This window comes from Pseudonocardia humida, from assembly GCF_023898865.1.
Lineage (GTDB): Bacteria > Actinomycetota > Actinomycetes > Mycobacteriales > Pseudonocardiaceae > Pseudonocardia > Pseudonocardia humida.
On record NZ_JAGSOV010000055.1, the window covers coordinates 24,996 to 41,780 of the forward strand.

At 73.2% G+C, this 16,785-nt stretch carries 14 protein-coding genes and 2 pseudogenes; 11 read left to right on the forward strand and 5 right to left on the reverse strand.

All coding sequences use genetic code 11. From position 1 onward, the window contains the following. The first annotated feature begins 161 nt into the window (after positions 1–161). From KDL28_RS26095 to KDL28_RS42200, 7 genes and pseudogenes are all read left to right on the forward strand, one after another. The gene (locus tag KDL28_RS26095) at positions 162–1,061 is read left to right on the forward strand and encodes an ABC transporter permease (RefSeq protein ID WP_252442519.1); all 900 of its coding nucleotides are present in this window, start codon (positions 162–164) and stop codon (positions 1,059–1,061) included. Next, positions 1,058–1,846 (forward strand): ABC transporter permease, encoded by a 789-nt coding sequence (locus tag KDL28_RS26100; protein ID WP_252442521.1) that lies wholly within the window; start codon positions 1,058–1,060, stop codon positions 1,844–1,846. The genes KDL28_RS26095 and KDL28_RS26100 overlap by 4 nt, the downstream gene beginning before the upstream one ends. Further along, positions 1,839–2,948: an ABC transporter ATP-binding protein gene (locus tag KDL28_RS26105; protein WP_252442523.1), complete on the forward strand. Its 1,110-nt coding sequence runs from the start codon at positions 1,839–1,841 to the stop codon at positions 2,946–2,948. Before KDL28_RS26100 ends, KDL28_RS26105 begins: the two co-directional genes overlap by 8 nt. Beyond that, a complete protein-coding gene (locus tag KDL28_RS26110; RefSeq protein WP_252442525.1) occupies positions 2,945–3,592 on the forward strand; it encodes a class II aldolase/adducin family protein in 648 nt (215 codons plus the stop codon). The genes KDL28_RS26105 and KDL28_RS26110 overlap by 4 nt, the downstream gene beginning before the upstream one ends. After that, positions 3,589–4,530: a carbohydrate kinase family protein gene (locus tag KDL28_RS26115; RefSeq protein WP_252442527.1), complete on the forward strand. Its 942-nt coding sequence runs from the start codon at positions 3,589–3,591 to the stop codon at positions 4,528–4,530. Before KDL28_RS26110 ends, KDL28_RS26115 begins: the two co-directional genes overlap by 4 nt. A gap of 33 nt (positions 4,531–4,563) precedes the next feature. After that, entirely contained in the window at positions 4,564–5,340 is a 777-nt protein-coding gene (locus KDL28_RS26120; protein ID WP_252442529.1) for an IclR family transcriptional regulator, read from the forward strand. A 48-nt stretch (positions 5,341–5,388) separates the two neighbouring features. After that, a pseudogene (locus KDL28_RS42200) lies at positions 5,389–5,625 on the forward strand (helix-turn-helix domain-containing protein); the annotation flags it as partial. Positions 5,626–5,722: 97 nt separating this feature from the next. Here KDL28_RS42200 and KDL28_RS26130 read toward each other — a convergent pair. The 5 genes and pseudogenes from KDL28_RS26130 to KDL28_RS26150 all read right to left on the reverse strand — a co-directional run bounded on the left by KDL28_RS26130 (position 5,723) and on the right by KDL28_RS26150 (position 11,206). Beyond that, complete coding sequence (locus KDL28_RS26130; protein ID WP_252442648.1) at positions 5,723–6,292, reverse strand: hypothetical protein; 570 nt, start codon at positions 6,290–6,292, stop codon at positions 5,723–5,725. Between the two features lie 795 nt (positions 6,293–7,087). Next, on the reverse strand, positions 7,088–7,678 hold the full coding sequence (locus KDL28_RS41695; RefSeq protein ID WP_252442531.1) for a KH domain-containing protein: 591 nt from the start codon (positions 7,676–7,678) through the stop codon (positions 7,088–7,090). A 368-nt stretch (positions 7,679–8,046) separates the two neighbouring features. Further along, positions 8,047–9,300, reverse strand: a complete 1,254-nt coding sequence (locus KDL28_RS26140) for a glycosyltransferase family protein (protein ID WP_252442533.1) — start codon at positions 9,298–9,300, stop codon at positions 8,047–8,049. Positions 9,301–9,538: 238 nt separating this feature from the next. Further along, positions 9,539–10,319 (reverse strand): annotated as a pseudogene (locus KDL28_RS26145) (IS3 family transposase); the annotation flags it as partial. Between the two features lie 86 nt (positions 10,320–10,405). Beyond that, positions 10,406–11,206 carry an IclR family transcriptional regulator gene (locus KDL28_RS26150; RefSeq protein WP_252442535.1) on the reverse strand — a complete coding sequence of 267 codons (801 nt, stop codon included), beginning with the start codon at positions 11,204–11,206 and terminating at the stop codon, positions 10,406–10,408. Between the two features lie 116 nt (positions 11,207–11,322). On the opposite strand from KDL28_RS26150, the gene KDL28_RS41700 reads away from it, so the two are divergent. Genes KDL28_RS41700 through KDL28_RS26170 form a run of 4 tightly spaced genes read left to right on the forward strand, consistent with a single transcriptional unit; the run spans position 11,323 to position 16,526 of the window. After that, positions 11,323–12,114 carry a hypothetical protein gene (locus tag KDL28_RS41700; protein ID WP_252442537.1) on the forward strand — a complete coding sequence of 264 codons (792 nt, stop codon included), beginning with the start codon at positions 11,323–11,325 and terminating at the stop codon, positions 12,112–12,114. Next, positions 12,107–13,813, forward strand: a complete 1,707-nt coding sequence (locus tag KDL28_RS26160; RefSeq protein ID WP_252442539.1) for a thiamine pyrophosphate-binding protein — start codon at positions 12,107–12,109, stop codon at positions 13,811–13,813. The genes KDL28_RS41700 and KDL28_RS26160 overlap by 8 nt, the downstream gene beginning before the upstream one ends. A 23-nt stretch (positions 13,814–13,836) precedes the next feature. Next, on the forward strand, positions 13,837–15,207 hold the full coding sequence (locus tag KDL28_RS26165; protein WP_252442541.1) for a sodium/glutamate symporter: 1,371 nt from the start codon (positions 13,837–13,839) through the stop codon (positions 15,205–15,207). Beyond that, the gene (locus KDL28_RS26170; RefSeq protein ID WP_252442543.1) at positions 15,204–16,526 is read left to right on the forward strand and encodes an aminotransferase; all 1,323 of its coding nucleotides are present in this window, start codon (positions 15,204–15,206) and stop codon (positions 16,524–16,526) included. The genes KDL28_RS26165 and KDL28_RS26170 overlap by 4 nt, the downstream gene beginning before the upstream one ends. Positions 16,527–16,785: the final 259 nt, after the last annotated feature.

Sequence of the window (16,785 nt, forward strand, 5' to 3'; positions counted from 1 at the left end):
TCGAGAGGCGTCAAGAGGGTGAACGGGGATTGGCTGTTCGCTCGCGTCTGGATCCCGCAACCGGCGCAGCCGAGGGTTGACAACGCGGGCCGTGACCCCGACGCTCCCATTTCGGTTGGTGAAACTCGTACCGGATTGCGTGATCGAAGTGGGGTGTGTCCATGGTGTCGGTCAGCCCGGTCGACGCGGCGCCCGCCGTGCCCGCGGCGGCGCGCCGCAGACCGCGGGGCCGTCCGCTGCTGCTGCTCGCGCTGCCCGCGGTCGTCGTGCTCGCGGTCTTCTTCGTGGTGCCCGCGGCCCGGCTGGCCTGGCTCTCGGTGAGCGAGCCCGCCCTCGGGTTCGGCAACTACACCGCGATGGCCTCGGACGGCGTCGTCGTCACGGTCGTGCTGCGGACGCTGGGGATGGCCGCCGTCGTCACGGTGCTGTGCGTGCTGTGCGCCTACCCCTACGCCTACCTGATGACGATGGTCGGGCCCCGGTGGCGGGCGGTGCTCACGGCGCTGGTCCTGCTGCCGTTCTGGACGTCGTTGATGGCGCGCACCTTCGCGTGGGTCGTGCTGCTGCAGGACACCGGCCTGGTCAACGGGCTGCTCGCGGCGGTCGGCCTGGGGCCGACCCGGCTGCTGGGCACCACCGCCGGGGTCAGCGTCGCGATGGCGCAGGTGATGCTGCCGTTCATGGTGCTGCCGGTGTACACGGCGATGCGGGGCATCGACCGGCACCTCGTCGACGCCGCGATGGGTCTCGGCGCCACCCCGCTCGCCGCCTTCCTGCGCGTCTACCTGCCGCTGTCGCTGCGCGGCGTGGCCGCCGGCGCGACGCTGGTGATGGTGCTGTCGCTCGGCTTCTACGTCACGCCGTCGCTCGTGGGCTCGCCGCAGCAGTCGATGCTCGCGCAGCTCATCTCGGTCCAGGTGAACCAGCTCGTGAACTTCGGCGCGGCCGGTGCCCTCGCCGTGACGCTGCTGGTCGTCACGCTCGTTCTGGTGGCCGGCGTGCAGCGGCTCACCCGCACCGGCGGGGCGCCGGTCGGTCTGGTCGGAGGTGCGGGGTCGTGAGGTCCGTGCGCCTGCGCCGGGCGCTGGTCGCGATCGGGGTCCTGATCGGTGCCTGGCTGCTCGTGCCGACCCTGATCGTCATCCCGATCAGCTTCTCCGGCGAGGACAGCTTCGCGTTCCCGCCCAGCTCGTGGAGCATGCGCCACTACGCGACGTTCTTCACCGAGCCCAGCTGGCTCAACGCGCTGCTGGTCTCGGTCCAGCTCGCCGTGATCGTCACGGTCGTCGCGACGGTGCTCGGCACGGCCGCCGCGTTCGCCCTCTCCCGCACGGCCTTCCACGGCAAGGGCGCGGTGAACGGGCTGTTCCTGGCGCCGCTCATCGTGCCCGGCATCGTCGTGGCCGTCGCCGTCTACGCGGCCTTCCTGCAGTGGGGGCTGATCGGCACCCCGACGGGCTTCGTCCTCGCGCACACGGTGCTCGCGATCCCGTTCGTCACCGTCAACGTGGGTGCGGCGCTGGGCGGGTTCGACCGCACGCTCGAACGTGCGGCGGCCGGTCTCGGCGCCTCGTCGCTGGCCACGTTCCGCAGCGTCACGCTCCCGTTGATCATGCCGGGAGTGCTGTCCGGGGCGGTGTTCGCGTTCGTCACCTCGTTCGACGAGGTGGTGGTGTCGCTGTTCATCCAGTCGCCGCAGCTGCAGACGCTGCCGGTGCGGATGTTCACGTCCGTGACGAACGAGGTGGATCCCACGATCGCCGCCGCCTCGACGGTGGTCATCACCGTCACCACCGCCCTGCTGGCCCTGGCCACCGCTCTGAGGAGGAACCGCCGTCATGCCTGACACCGCAACCGGAGCCCGGATCGAGGTCGAGGGCCTCACCAAGCTCTTCCCGGGCGCGGCCGCGCCGGCGGTCGACGGGATCGACCTGGAGATCCGGCCCGGCGAGTTCATGACCCTGCTGGGCCCCAGCGGGTCGGGCAAGACGACGACGCTGAACATGATCGCCGGGTTCGAGTCGATCAGCGCCGGCCGGATCGCGCTCGACGGCGGCGACATCGCCCAGTTGCCGGCCTACAAGCGCAACCTGGGGATGGTGTTCCAGAACTACGCCCTCTTCCCGCACATGACGGCGGCCGAGAACGTCGCGTTCCCGCTCAAGCAGCGCAAGGTGGCGAAGACCGAGATCGCGCGGCGCGTCTCGGAGGCGCTCGAGCTGGTGCACCTGGGCGGGCACGGCGAGCGCCTGCCCTCGCAGCTGTCCGGCGGGCAGCAGCAGCGCGTGGCGCTGGCCAGGGCCGTGGTCTTCGAGCCCCGTGCGTTGCTGCTCGACGAGCCGCTCGGGGCGTTGGACAAGAAGCTGCGCGAGTCGCTGCAGCTGGAGATCTCGCGGCTGCACCGCGAGCTGGGCATCACCTTCGTCTTCGTCACCCACGACCAGGACGAGGCGCTGGCCCTGTCCGACCGGATCGCGGTGTTCCGCGACGGGCGCATCGAGCAGGCGGGCACGCCCGCCGATCTGTACGAGACCCCGTCGTCCCGGTTCGTCGCGACCTTCCTCGGCGACTCCAACGTGTTCACCGGCCGGGTGCGGGACGGCCTGCTCGACACCGGCTGGTGCAGCCTGCGCGCGCCGGGTGGCCCGGAGGGTGCGGTCGCGCTGGTCGTGCGCCCCGAGCACCTGCGCCTCGCCGTGCCGGGTGGGCCGCGGGCCGAGGGCAACGTGCTGTCCGCCACCGTCACCGACGTCGTCTACCAGGGGGCGTTCCGGCGCGTGCTGGTGCGGTTCGACGGCGGCGGCAGCGGGCAGGTGCGCGAGGCCGCCGGGGTGAGCCGCTCGGTCTCCGTGGGCGAACGTGTCGAGGTGTGCTGGTCCGAGGACGCCGGTGTGCTCGTACCGGACGGCGCGGAGCCGCCGGCGAACCAGCCGGTGGGTGCCCGATGAGCGACGAGCTGGACGAGGCTCGCCGGCAGGTCGCCGAGTGCGGGCGCCGGATGGTCGCGGACGGGCTGGTGCTGGGCACGGCCGGCAACGTGAGCGTGCGGGTCGGGGAGCTGGTGGCGGTCTCGCCGTCGGGCACCCCCTACGACCGGATCGCCCCGCAGGACGTGTCGGTGGTCGACCTCTCGGGGCAGCGGGTCGACGGGCCGCACGCCCCGTCCTCGGAGACCCCGATGCACCTGGCCGTCTACGCCGCCACCGGCGCGGGCGCCGTCGTGCACCACCACGGGCTGCACAGCGCGGCCGTCTCCACCGTGCTCGACGAGCTCCCGGCACTGCACTACTACGTCCTGCAGCTGGGCGGTCCGGTGCGGGTGGCGCCCTACGCGACGTACGGCACCCCCGAGCTGGCCCGCTCGGTGCGGGCGGCCCTCGAGGGACGGACCGCGGCGCTGATGCAGAACCACGGCGCGGTCGCGCACGGCGACACGCTCGAGGTCGCCTACGACCGGGTCCGGCTGCTGGAGTGGTTGTGCGCGCTGCACGTCATGGCGACCGGGATGGGCAGCCCGCGCGTCCTGAGCGGTGAGGAGCTCACCGCGGTCGCGCGGCGGCGTGCCGGGAACGTCACGGCGGTGCGGGTGTGAAGGTCGTCTGCCTCGGGGCGCACATCCTCGACGTGCTCGGGCGCCCGGTCCCGGACATCCCGCCCGGGCAGGGCCGCCGCGTCCTCGACGAGATCCGGATCACCGCCGCGGGCACGGCCGGCGGCACGGCGGTGGACCTCGCGAAGCTCGGCGCCGAGGTCGTGAGCATCGGCCCGGTCGGTGACGACACCACCGGCCGCCTGCTGCTCGACCTGCTCGCCGGGCACGGCGTCGACGTGCGCCACATGGCCCACCGGCCCGGGCAGGCCACACCCGCGACCATGCTGCCGATCCGGCCGAACGGCGAGCGTCCCGCGCTCCACGCACCCGGCGCGATGGCCACGCTGACGGCGGCCGACGTCGACCGGCAGCTCGTCGCGGAGGCCGACGTGCTGCACGTCGGCGGCCCGGACGTGCTGGGCGACTTCACCCGCGACGCCCTGCCGGACCTGCTGCGCTTCGCCGCCGCCCACGGCACGGCCGTGAGCATGGACCTGCTCAGCGTCGGGCGACCCGAGCTCGTCGACGTGCTGGCGCCCGCATGGGAGCACACCGGCTTCCTGCTCCCCAACGACGACCAGATCCGCGGCGTCAGCGGCCGCGACGACCTGGTGGAGGCCGCCGGGGTGGCGCGCGCGTGCGGCGTCGGCACCGTGGTCGTCACGACCGGGGCGCAGGGCTGCCTGGTCGTGACCGAGGACGGGGCCGAGCGCATCCCCGCGTTCGACGTCCCGGTGGTGGACACGACCGGCTGCGGTGACGCCTTCACCGCGGGGTTCCTCGTGGGGTTCGGGGCGGGTCGCTCGCTGCCCGACGCGGCGCGGCTGGGCACCGCCGCCGCCGCACTGGTCGCGCAGGGCCTCGGCTCCGACGCCGGCATCGTCGACCTCCCCTCGACCCTCGCGTTCGGCGCCGAGCGCTCTCCCGGGGTCGCGTAGCGTGGTCGAGCGTGGACCACAGGAGGCGCACTGATGGCCGAGAAGGCCGGCGGCACGGGTGAGCCCGTCCGGGTGCTGGTGAAGGCGATGGCGGTGCTGGAGCTGCTGGCCGAGGCCCCGGACGAGCTGAGCCTGGGCGACATCGCCGCGCGCCTCGACCTGAACAAGAGCACCTGCCACCGGATCCTCACCACGCTGGCGGCCGGTGACTTCGTCGAGCGGCCCTCGCCGGGCACCTACCGGCTGGGCATCGGCGCCTTCCGGGTCGGCAGCGCGATGGCCCGCCGACTGAGCGTCCGCGAGCGGGCCCAACCGGCCATGCGCGAGCTGTACCGCCGCTCCGGTGAGACGGTGTTCCTGCTGGTCCTGCGCGGTGACGAGGCGGTGTGCGTGGAGCGCCTCGACGGGCGCTACGCGTCCACGCACACCCTGCGCGTCGGCGGCACGCTGCCGCTGCACCTGGGCGCCGGGCCGCGGCTGCTGCTGTCCGCCCTGCCCGACGAGCAGGTGGAGGGCTACCTCGCGGGCCCCCTGCAGCGGCGGACCTCGCCGACGCAGGCCACCGCCGAGCAGCTGCGCGAGGAGATCCGGCGGATCCGCGCCGACGGGTACGCCACGAGCCGCGACGACGTCGAGCTCGGCGTCAAGGCGCTGAGCGTGCCGGTCCGGGACCACACGGGCGCCGCCGTCGCGGCGTTGAGCCTGAGCGGCCTCACCGCTCACCTGCCCGACTCCGAGCAGGAGCACCAGCTCACGCTGCTGCGCACCGCAGCGGCCGAGGCGTCGCGGGCGCTGGGGCTGCGCGTCTAGTGCAGTGCCCAGCGTCTGAAGTTCGCCAGCTCATCGCAGGCGTTGGCGATGCGCTGCCGGATCGTGCTGGGCTGCGCCGATGGGTTATCCAATCGGGAGATTGCCGAGAAACTGCAGGTCAGCAGCGACATGGTGACCAAATGGCGAACCAGGTCCGTCCGCTTTCGTCCCGACGGACTGGCCGATGAGGACCGGCCCGGGCGTCCGCCCTCGATCACCGTGGGCCAGGTGGAGGAGGTGATCGTGGCGACTCCGGAGGAGATCCCGGCCAATGCCACGCACTGGTCGCGGGGCTCCATGGCGGCGCGGTCCGGGCTGAGCCAGTCCACAGCGGGCCGGATCTGGCGAGACTTCGGACTCAAGCCCCACCGAGCGGAGACGTTCAAGCTGTCCACCGACCCGTTGTTCGTGGAGAAGGTCGTCGAGGTGGTCGGGCTCTACCACAACCCGCCCGAGCGGGCGGGTCGTGCTCTGCGCCGACGAGAAGTCCGAGGTCCAGGCGCTCGACAGATCCCACCGGTGTTGCCGATGATGCCGGGCATGCCCGAGCGGCGGGACGGACCCGGGGCGGGTGGGTGGCCTGAGCGCGGCGTTCCCGGCTCTGCCCGGCGGCGCGGGCGATCCGGTACATGCTCGACTGCGAGCACCAGAACCGGCCCTCGTCCAGCTCGCGGGCCCACACCTGCGGGATCGCCAGGTCCCGGTAGGCCTCGGAGTTCAGCACCGCCAGCACCGCGGCCCGCTGCTGGTCGGTGATCGTCGAGGGCGGCAGCTGTCGCGGCCGGCGCGGACCGTGCACCGGGCCCAGCGCCACCCCGGCCGGGTCGGCGTGGCGGTAGTGCGTGGCCCGCGACCGACCGGACTTCTTCCACGGCGCCGACAGTTCCTGGCGGTCCTTGCTGTCGTCCGCGTTCTCGGAGAGCTGTTCCGAGAGCGCGTGTGCTTTTCCCATGATGTCCAACGCGATCCGGGTCTTCAGGTCCGTTTCCAGTTTCGCGTTCCGCGCCCGGAGCCGATCCAACTCGACGGTCCCGGGCGACTTCTTCGGCCGCTTCTCCGATCGCCGCGAATCAGCGGCCGGTGACCTGGCGCTGTCCAACGCGCCGGAGTCCCGGGCGCGGTCCACTCGATCACATGCGACGAGTACAGACCTTCCCGGCGAAGGACCGCACCCTTCTCGCCGTTCGGCGCGTTCTCATACTCGGCAACGATCGCCGGCTTGTAGTCCGCGCTGAACGACCGACGCGACGGACGCGGCGACGGACCATCATCTGACCGCGGACCCGACGACGATGACGCCGTCGACCCACGACCGGTCGCCGCGTCGCGGCGCTCCTTCGACGACATCAGCACGAGGATCTCCGATCACGCAACGCTGAGCTCGGGTGACGACCGGGGCGGCCACGTGGCCGGGTGCGGGCGCGCCGGCAGGCCAGCAGTCTGCGGGATGCTGAAGTCGAGGGCGACGTAGATCATCAATTGCGTGACCAACCGCGTGACTACAGGTACGGCAACGAACGGATTCCAGCGGACGCCGACGGACACGAGCGCGGTCCTGACCTGCTAGAACGTATTGATCGGTGGTCTGCCCGGATTGCTTCACACCGACGAGGTCACCGTGCTGTGGCCAGGGGGTCGGCAAAGTCCCGTGTGTGAGGATCGGGCTCGGCCGACCCCCGGCGCGGCGTTCGGCCGCCAGGCCTACAGGGCCCGGGGAGTGGCCTTCGCCGGAGGACGTCGGCTCCGGTCAGCCCGCGCGCTCGGACCCTTCGTTCCCGGGTCCCTCCGGCGGGCTGGGCACCTCCCAGATGCCCAGCCGCACCCGCCTGCCGGTCAGCTCCTCCAGCTCGCTGCGGAGCCTGTCGGCCTCCGCGCCGTACCGTCCGGCCAGCAGGATCGGCCGGGCGGCACGGATATCGACGCTCAGCCGATCCGCGGTCCGGCCGATCTCTACCGCAGATACCCCGACCGCCCGATCGATGCCCCGCTGCACCGCACCGTGGATCGCGGCATCCTCCGCGTCGGCACGCGGCTCCCCCGTTACGATTCTCGAGTCGGCCGCGACCCCTGCCTCCCCGGACCCGGCCCCCTCGATGTGGTCCGCCAGCAGCTGATTCGCCATCTCCCGCCGACCTGCCTCATCCGCCGCCGCGTATGCGCGGGCCGTCTCGACGGTCAGCTCCAGGTCCACATGCGAAGCCAGGTCCACCCGCAAAGTCACCGGCGGCCGGCTCGGGTCGTGCCCCGCGATGACCTCGCGGCGGGCCTGCGTGTACTTCTCGCCGGTCTCGGTCATCCGGGCCCGAACCTGCTTCTTGAACGCGCTGTCGTCAGTCACGCCATGTCCCTCGCGGCGACGCTGCCCCGCGCCCTGATCGCCTGGCTGAGCAGTGACCGGTCTACCGACAGCGCGAACCAGCGGCCCTTGTCCTCACAGCCGTCACGGGCGCGGGCCGCAGCCGGCTCGGAGTGCGGCAGGCGCTCCTGCCGGGAGCCAGCCTACCCAGCGTCCCCGCCACTGCACACCAGGACATCCCGCACCGGCCCACTCACCGCGACTTCGCCGACGCCCTGGTGCTGTGGCTGGCCGAGGTGTTGGCCGCGGGGGAGCACGACGGAGCGGAACCGGTTGGCGGCCTCGTCGATCGGCCGTGGTGGTCCGGTCAGGCCCGGTGCGCCAGCGGTGGTGCCGGCACGGACCCGTGGTCAGGCGAGTCGCCGGAGCTCGGCGACCGGCCAACGACGATCGAACAGCGAGTCGTCGTCGAGTGTCCGAAGTCCTTGGATCAGCCGCACGTAGCCGTTCAGGTCGAGATCGCGGAGGAAGCCGAGCAGATCGGCGGCCTCGCCGGTGGCGGGTGCGACGGGTGCCACGAATCGGTCGTGCAGGTCGACCACCTGCCGGACCATGGCCAGGTGTCGGGCGCCGGGGTCGATGGACGGGAAGTTCGTCGCGGCGAAGTCCTCGGTGAACACGATCGGCTGCACGGCGATCGCCGCCCGGCCGTACCGCTGGGCCAGGTGGATGAGCAGCTCGACGTCGAAGGTCTCGTCGAACGAGGTCATCTCCGGGAGCACCGGCCGCAGCGCTGCCGCGTCGAACGCTTTGAACCCGGCCTGGGTGTCCAGCACGTGCGCGAGGTCGGGGATGAGCAGAGCACGGACGAAGTGCCGGAACAGGATGATGAGTTTGTCCGGCTTGTCGCCGGTGCTGTGCGGTTCCTCGACCGGCCCGTCCGCCTTGACCAGCACGGCGCCGGGCATGCCGTAGCGCTGGCCGAGGACGGCTGTGGCGTCCTTGTCCAAAACGGGCGCGGCCAGCGAGCCGAGTTGGGCGAGGTTCGCGGACAGGTCGGCGTCGGTGTAGCAGACGACATGCCGGGTGTCGCGCGGCTGATCGACGGCCGTGTCGATGGCGGCGGCCAGCCCGGCCAGGATCGAGCCGCCCTTGCGGGACTGGTCGGTGCTGGTCAGTGTGCGGAGGTGGGTGGTGCTCGGGCCGGTGCCGTCGATGACGTCGGCGAGTCGGATGACCCGGACGTTGCGGTAGCCCTGCTCGGCGATGATCCCGGTCATCACGTCGGCGGAGGACGGCCGGTCCGGGCAGCCGTCGTCGCACGCGACGATGTCCCAGGTCACGTCGTCGAGGCCGGCGGTGAGCCAGTCCAGCTGACGGACCTTGGCCCGGACGAAGTCCTCGCCGTGGGGATGCTCGCGGCGGTTGGCCATGCGGCCGGTCTCGCCGTACATGGCCCAGACGACACTCAGGTGCACCGGCTGGTTCGCCGCCGCCAGTCGGTGCCGCGACAGCGCCGCGGCCCGCGCCTCCGCGGCCACGGCGGGGCGGTGGTCCCCGGTGTCGTGGTGGTCCCCGGTGTCGTGGTCGTCGGCGTAGCGGGTGGCCAGGTCGAGAACCGCCTGATTCTCGATGTCGTCGGTGAGATCCCGTGCGTTGTTCACAGAGCGTGGATGCTACGGCTGACCCGGCGGTGCGGTGCACGGACGGTGGCCACCGCCGCGATCACCGCTGAGATCGCCTCGGTGAGTGCCTTGAACGACCAGGGCGTGGAGTTCGCGGTCCGGGCTGACGTGTCGTTCGTAGAGCGGGGCTGCAGGGTGTCCGGGCGAAGACCATGCCGAGTTCGGTCAGGTGGGCCTTGACCCCGGTTCATCGACATGGGGTGGATTACGCAGCGGCTCACAGGACGGTCGTTGTGTGGGTCTTCGCGTAGGTGTTCGGGGTCTGGTAGCGGCACAGGGAGTGGCGCCGGCGGGTGTTGTAGCGGGTCAGCCAGCGGAACGGCTGCCGGCGGCAGGTCGGGGCATCGGGCCAGGCCGGGGCGTCTCGGAGTACCTCGTGTTTGACGGTGGCGTTGAACGACTCGGCGAGGGCGTTGTCGGCGCTGGGCCCCCGATGGCGCCCATGGACTGGGCCACCCCGAGTTGCTGGCAGAGCTGGGCGTAGGCGCGTGAGGTGTAGACCGAGCGTGGTCGGATTGGAAGACCGCTTCGGCCAGGCACCGCGGGTGCCCGCGGCAGCGCGCAGGGCGTCGCTGACCAGCTCGGTGCGCATGTGGTCGGCGATCGCCCAGCCGACCAGGCGCCGGGAGAAGCAGTCGATGACCGTGGCCAGGTAGAGGTTGGTGCCGTCGGCCAAGGGTAGGTAGGTGATGTCACCGACGTAGACCCGGTCCGGTGCCGGCGCGGTGAACTCGCGCCCGAGCAGGTCGGCACCGCGATGTCGGCGGGCTCGGGGATCGTGGTGCGGACTCGGCGGCGGCGTCGGTAGCCGCGGATGCCGTGCTCGCGCATGACCGGGCGACCCGCTTGTGGATGACCCGCCGCTCGGGTGGTGCGCCGTCGTTGAGCTCGGCGGTGATTCCGGGTCGCCCGCAGGCGGTGGACACTGCCGCGGCGCGTCCGAGGTCGGCGGCCGGCGCCGGCTGAACCGGCTCTCCCCGTCGAGCAGGCGACCCTTGCGGACGCTCCCCGGTCGGGTCGTCGCCGACCGGACCTGATCGGTCCCGAAGTCCCACCTAGAGGAACTTGGTTCCGACCGAACAGCTCAGCTGATGGCCGGCAACAGGCGCCGCACGTCGGCCTCGCCCACGTGCGGCGCCAACTCGGACAGCGTGCGCTCCAGTTCGGTCGCCTCGCGCACCAGCCAGCGCACCACCTGCGCCCGGCGCGGTTCGGCCAGCCGGGAGTCGATCGCGGCGACGCTCAGCGCTGCGACGGGGCGGCCGTCGTCGCCGCGGACCGGCACCCCGACGCCGCTGGCCCCGGGGACGATCATGCCGGCGTTCAGCGCGTAGCCCTGGGCCCGGGCCTCGCCGATGAGCTGGTGCAGCACCGCGGGGTCGCCCAGGGGGCCGGGGCCCGCGGAGCGCTCGACCAGCCGCTCGGCCTCCTCGTCGGGTAACCAGGCCAGCAGCGCCAGGCTGCCCGCGCCGGTGCCGAGCGGGCGCCGGTCGCCCGGGCGCAGGGTGAGGGTCCGGATCGGGAACTCGCCGGTCACCCGGTCGACGCAGACGGCCTGCGCCCCGATCCGGACCGAGAGGTAGACGGTGTCGGCGGTGAGCTCGGCCAGCCGCAGGAGGTGCGGGTTGGCCAGTTCGAGCAGGCCGTGCCGGGTGGACGCCGCGGTGCCCAGCGCGACCAGGGCGAGCCCCAGGTGGAAGGCGCCGGTTGCGGTGTCCTGCTCCAGCCAGCCGAGCTGCACCAGCGTGCCCAGCAACCGGTGCGCGGTGGTCTTCTGCAGGCCGGTCGCGGCAACGATGTCGACCAGCCGGGCGCCGTCCGCCCCGCGGTCGGCCACGACCTGCACGACCGCCACGGCCCGCTCGACGCTGCGGATCCCCTCCATCGGCCCAGCCTCCCACGCTTGACTCCGGGTTCCGTTCCGGTCACATTGGGTCCGGCTCGTGGAACAGAGTACCAACAGACGGACCATCTGGAGGCGCGGGATTGAACGTTCTCGTGGTGGACAGCGTCACCGATCTCGACGGCAGGGCTCCGGGCGCCGTGCTGGTCAGCGGCTCGCACGGGGGTCTGTTCAGCGGTCGGGCCGCGGCCGCGGCCGGGGTCCGCGCGGCGGTCTTCAACGACGCGGGCGGGGGGCGCGACGGCGCTGGTGTCGCCGGTCTGGCGCTGCTCGCCGGTTGCGGGGTCGCCGCGGTCGCCGTCGGTGCGGACAGCGCGCGGATCGGCGACGGCCGCGACGTCTGGCACAACGGGGTGACGACGGCGTGCAACGCGGTCGCTGCCGAGTGCGGCGTCACGCCGGGCATGGCCTGTCGGGCGGCGGTCGAGGCGATGGCGGCCAACGACCGGCGGGTCACGGTCCCGGACCCGCCGGCGCGACCGGCGCGGGCGCTGGTCGTCGGGGCTCCGGTGCGGGTCTGGGCCCTCGACTCGGCGTCGCTGGTGCGATCCACCGACGACGGGGCCGTCCTCGCGACCGGTTCGCACGGCGGGCTGCCGGGGACCGACCCGGCGCGGGCGCTGCGGTGCCGCCCGGCGCTGGTGGCCTTCAACGACGCCGGGGTGGGCAAGGACGGCGCCGGGACGGGCCGGCTGGCGGTGCTCGACGACCGCGGCGTGGCGGCGGTGACGGTCGCCGCGGCGAGCGCCCGGATCGGTGATGGGCGCTCGACCCTGGTCGACGGCGTGCTGTCGCGGGTCAACGGCGCCGCGGCCCGGCTCGGGGCGGTCCGCGGCACGGCACTGGCGGAACTGGTGGACGAACTGGTGGGGGGTGGGGGTCGTGGTTGAGCGCACCGGCGGGCACGCGCTGGCGGAGATGGTCCGGCGGCACGGGCCGGGACCGGTCTTCGGCATGGGCGGCTTCCAGCTGCTGCCGTTCTACGAGGGGTTGCGCACGCTCGGCGTGCACCACGTCCTGGTCAACGACGAGCGGGCCGGGGCGTTCGCCGCCGACGCCTACGCCAGGGTGAGCGGCCGGGTCGGGCTGTGCGACGCGACGCTCGGCCCGGGGGCGACCAACCTCGTCACGGCGCTGGTCGAGTCGTCCAACGCGGGCATCCCGCTGGTGGCCGTCGTCGGCGACGCGCACCGCGGCTACGCCCGGCGCAACATGACCCAGGAGACCTGGCAGGAGCGCCTGCTCGGGCCGGCGGTCAAGGAGTACCTGCGGGTCGAGGACATCGCCCGGATCCCCGAGCTGGTGCGCCGGGCGTTCGCCGTGGCCACCTCCGGGCGGCCCGGACCCGCGGTGCTCGCGGTGCCCGAGGACGTCGCGCACGCCGAGCACGACTTCGCCGACGCCGACCTCTGGGTCGATCCCCGGTGCGCGGCGGTGCCGGCGCTGCGCTCGCGCCCGTCGCGGGCCGCGGTGGCCCAGGCCGCCGAGCTGCTGGCCGGCGCGTGGCGCCCGGTCGTGCTGGCCGGTGGCGGCGTGCACCTCTCCGGCGCCTACCGCGAGCTGGCCGAACTCGCCGAGCTGCTGGGCGCGCCGGTGGCGCACACGCTCAGCGGGAAGGGCGCGGTGGCGTGCACCGATCCCTCCTCGATCGGCCTGTTCGGCCGCTACGACCGGTTCGCCAACGAGGTCATCGCGCAGGCCGACGCGCTGCTGGTGGTCGGCTGCAAGCTCGGCGAGATCGCCACCCGGCGCTACGCGCTGCCGCCCCCGGACGTGCCCATGGTCCACCTCGACGTCGCCGCCGAGGAGATCGGAAGGTGGGCGCGCGTCGCCGTGGCCCTGCACGGCGACGCCCGGGAGGGCCTGCGCGACCTGGTCGAGGCGATCGGGGAGCTCCCGCAGGCGTCCCGGGAGCCCTACTGGGAGCCGTTGCGGCAGCTCTGGGCGGCCACCGCCCGACCGCGGTACACCAGCACCGAGCGCCCGGTGCACATGGCGCGGCTGATCGGTGAGCTGAACGCCGTCCTGCCACCGGAGGCGGTGCTGGTCGCCGACGGCGGATTCGCCAGCCACTGGGCCGGGCTGCTGCACGACACCAAGCGGGCCGGGCGCGGCTTCGTGGCCGACCGCGGGTTCGCCTCCATCGGCTACGGGCTGCCCGCCGCGATCGGCGCGAGCCTCGGCGCACCCGGCGCGCCGGTCGTGGCGATCACCGGCGACGGCGGGTTCAACATGGCCGCCGGCGAGCTGGAGACCGCCCGCCGGCTCGGCCTCGACTTCGTGCTCGTCGTGGTCAACAACGCCGCCTCCGGCTACGTCAAGGCCCTGCAGCACGCCGTGTACGGGCCGGGCGGCTACCAGTCCAGCGACCTGCTGGAGCTCGACTACGCCGCGGTGGCCACCGCCTACGGGTGCCGCGGCATCCGCGTGGAGGACCCCGCGGAGCTACGCCCGGCCCTGCTCGCCGGGCTGGCCGAGACCGGCCGACCCACCGTGCTGGACGTCGTGGTCACCCGCGACCCCGCCCGGATGCTGCCCGCCGCCGACAGCCGCGCGCTCACCGTGCGCCCCGGTGACCGACCCGCCTGACCCGCCTCGACAAGGGAGCGACCATGCAGTTCACCGTCTGGTCGGTGCTGACCGACCTGGGGATCATCTGCGCCCTGCTGCTGCTCGCCCAGGTGCTGCGCGCCTGGGTCCGGCCGCTGCAGGCGGCCCTGCTGCCGGCCAGCATCCTGGCCGGCTTCCTCGGCCTGCTGCTCGGGCCCAACGCGCTGGACCTGCTGCCGTTCTCCGAGCAGCTCAGCGCCTACCCCGGGGTGCTGATCGTACTGATCATGACCGCGGTGCCGATCGGCCAGGCGCTGCGGCCACGACGGATGGCCCGCCGCGTCGGTGCGCTCTACTCGTACTCGCAGGCCGGCGTGGTGCTCATGTGGGGCCTCGGGCTCGCGTTCGGGCTCGCGGTGCTGGGGCTGTTCTGGGACCTCAACGACGGCTTCGGCCTGCTGCTGGCCCTGGGCTGGGCGGGCGGGTTCGGCACCGCCGCGGCCGCCGGCTCGGCCTTCGGGCAGCACGGCTGGGCGGAGGCCACCTCGCTCGGCTACACCGCGGCCACCGTCGGGGTGGTCGTGTGCGTCATCGGCGGGCTGATCGCCACGAAGTGGGCGACCCGGCACCGGCTGACCACCGACCACGCCGGGCTCGACGAGCTGCCCCCCGAGCTGCGCACCGGGCTGCTGCCCGAGGACAAGCGCGAGCCCATCGGGACGGCGACGCTGTCGTCGAACTCGCTGGAGTCGCTGAGCCTGCACCTGGGGCTGGTCCTGCTGCCGGCGGCCGCGGCCTACCACCTCAACGAGTGGTTCGCGGACCTCTGGCCCGGGGTGTCGATCCCGCTGTTCAGCATCGGCTTCCTGCTCGGCCTGCTGCTGCACGTCGGGCTGCGGGTCTCCCGGGCCACCCGCTACGTCGACCGGCCCACGATCAGCACCCTGACCGGCACGTTCTCCGACCTGCTGGTGGCCTTCGCGATCACCTCGATCGTGCCCCGCGTGGTGGCCGACAACCTGGTGCCGCTGACCCTGCTGTTCGCCTTCGGCCTGGTCTTCTGCGTGCTGCTGCTGCGCTACGGCGCCCCGCTGTTCTTCCGCGACCGCTGGTTCGAGCGCGGGATCTTCACCTGGGGCTGGATGACCGGCTCGGTGCCCACCGGCATCGCGCTGCTGCGCATCGCCGACTCCCGCAACCGCAGCTCGACCCTGGAGGACTTCGGGCTGGCCTACCTCGGGGTGGTACCGGTGGAGATCCTGCTGATCAGCACGGCCCCGATCGTGGTGGCCGCCGGGTTCGCCTGGGGCCTGGTCGGCGCGACGCTCGCGTTCGGCGTGCTGACCATCGTGCTGGCCCGGGTGCTGGGCTGGTGGTCGGTGCCGGTCGAGGAGGAGCGCCCGGTCGCGGTGCACGAGGAGGCCGGGCGGTGACCGTCTGGCACCCGATGTCGGGCTATGACCCCGACCGGCGCCGCCGGACGGTGGTCGGCGGCGACGGCGTGCACGTGACCGACGCCGACGGCACCCGCTACCTCGACGGCAAGTCCGGGCTGTGGTGCGTCAACGTCGGCTACGGCCGCGACGAGCTGGCGAAGGCGGGCTACGAGCAGCTGCGGACCCTGCCCTACTACCCGCTCACCGAGTCGCACCCGCCCGCGCTGCAGCTCGCCGAGCGGCTCGACGACCTGCTCGGCGGCGGGTACGTGTGCTACTTCTCCACCTCCGGCTCCGAAGCGGTCGAGATCGCGATCAGGATCGCCCGCCAGTACCACCGCAACACCGGTGCCGCCGACCGCTGGAAGGTCGTCTCGCGCTACCGCGCTTACCACGGCGGCACGCCGAACGCGCTGGCCGCGACCGGGCAGAACCAGCGCAAGCTCGGCTACGAGCCGCTGCCGGCGGGGTTCCTGCACGTCGCCCCGCCCGACGAGTACCGCTGCCACCTCTGCGCGGGGCGCTGCGACCAGCGGTGCGCGGGCGAGGTGCAGCGGGTGATCACCGCCGAGCTGCCCGACACCGTGGCCGCGGTGCTGGTCGAACCGGTCATCGGGGGCGGCGGGGTGATCCTGCCGCCCGACGGTCACCTGGCCGAGCTGCGCGCGGTCTGCGACCGCAGCGGCGCGTTGCTCGTCGTCGACGAGGCGGTGTGCGGGTTCGGCCGGACCGGCAGGATGTTCGGCTTCCAGCACGACGGCGTCCGGCCCGACATCGTCACCCTGGCCAAGGGCGTGACCGGCGGCTACTTCCCCCTGGCCGTCACCGCGGTGCGGCAGGAGGTGCACGAGGCGTTCCCGGCCACCGGCCCCGGCGCACTGCGCCACATCAGCACCTTCGGCGGCCACCCCGTCGGGTGCGCGATCGCGCTGGCGAACATCGACGTCATCGAGCGGGAAGGGCTCGTCCAGCGCTCCGCCGAACTCGGCCACCGGCTCCGCGCGCTGCTCGCCCCGCTGGCCGAGCTGCCCCACGTCGGCCAGGTCCGGGGGCGGGGTCTGCTGGTCGGGATCGAGCTGGTCGCCGACGAGCGGACGCGCGAGCCGGTCGACGCCGCCGCCACGCAGGCGGTGGCCGCCGAGTGCCTGCGCCGGGGCCTGATCGTCGGGACGAACACCACGACCGCGGCCGGGCTCGGCAACGTGGTCAGCGTCGGGCCGCCGCTCATCGCGAGCGAGGACGATCTCGCGTTCATCGCCGCCACCCTCGGCGAGGCGATCAGGGGCCTGCGCGCCGCGCCGACGGGGCGCGGCTGATGCGGGCGGTCCGGAAGGTGCGTCCCGAACCGGGGTTCGAACTGCAGGACGGGTGGCGGTCGGGGCGCTGGTCGCGGTGGAGACCCATGTCTTCTGCGGGCACTGAGATGCTCCTGACTTATTGGATGAGTGCAGGCCGCTGGGTCTGCAGCCCATAGCGTGCCGAGGGTGACGGTCGGCTGGCTCGGATGCTTCTTGCCGCTCACGGGCTGGCTCACCCATAGCGTGCCGCCGGCCGTCGCCCGCCCGTGGTGTGGCT

What these genes read in the sequence shown, in the direction of transcription:
- KDL28_RS26095 (WP_252442519.1), top strand. Translation starts at nt 162, where the DNA reads ATGGTGTCGGTCAGCCCGGTCGACGCGGCGCCCGCCGTGCCCGCGGCG.
- KDL28_RS26105 (WP_252442523.1), top strand. Translation starts at nt 1,839, where the DNA reads ATGCCTGACACCGCAACCGGAGCCCGGATCGAGGTCGAGGGCCTCACC.
- KDL28_RS26110 (WP_252442525.1), top strand. Translation starts at nt 2,945, where the DNA reads ATGAGCGACGAGCTGGACGAGGCTCGCCGGCAGGTCGCCGAGTGCGGG.
- KDL28_RS26120 (WP_252442529.1), top strand. Translation starts at nt 4,564, where the DNA reads ATGGCCGAGAAGGCCGGCGGCACGGGTGAGCCCGTCCGGGTGCTGGTG.
- KDL28_RS26130 (WP_252442648.1), bottom strand. Translation starts at nt 6,292, where the DNA reads ATGGGAAAAGCACACGCGCTCTCGGAACAGCTCTCCGAGAACGCGGAC.
- KDL28_RS26150 (WP_252442535.1), bottom strand. Translation starts at nt 11,206, where the DNA reads ATGGAGGGGATCCGCAGCGTCGAGCGGGCCGTGGCGGTCGTGCAGGTC.
- KDL28_RS26165 (WP_252442541.1), top strand. Translation starts at nt 13,837, where the DNA reads ATGCAGTTCACCGTCTGGTCGGTGCTGACCGACCTGGGGATCATCTGC.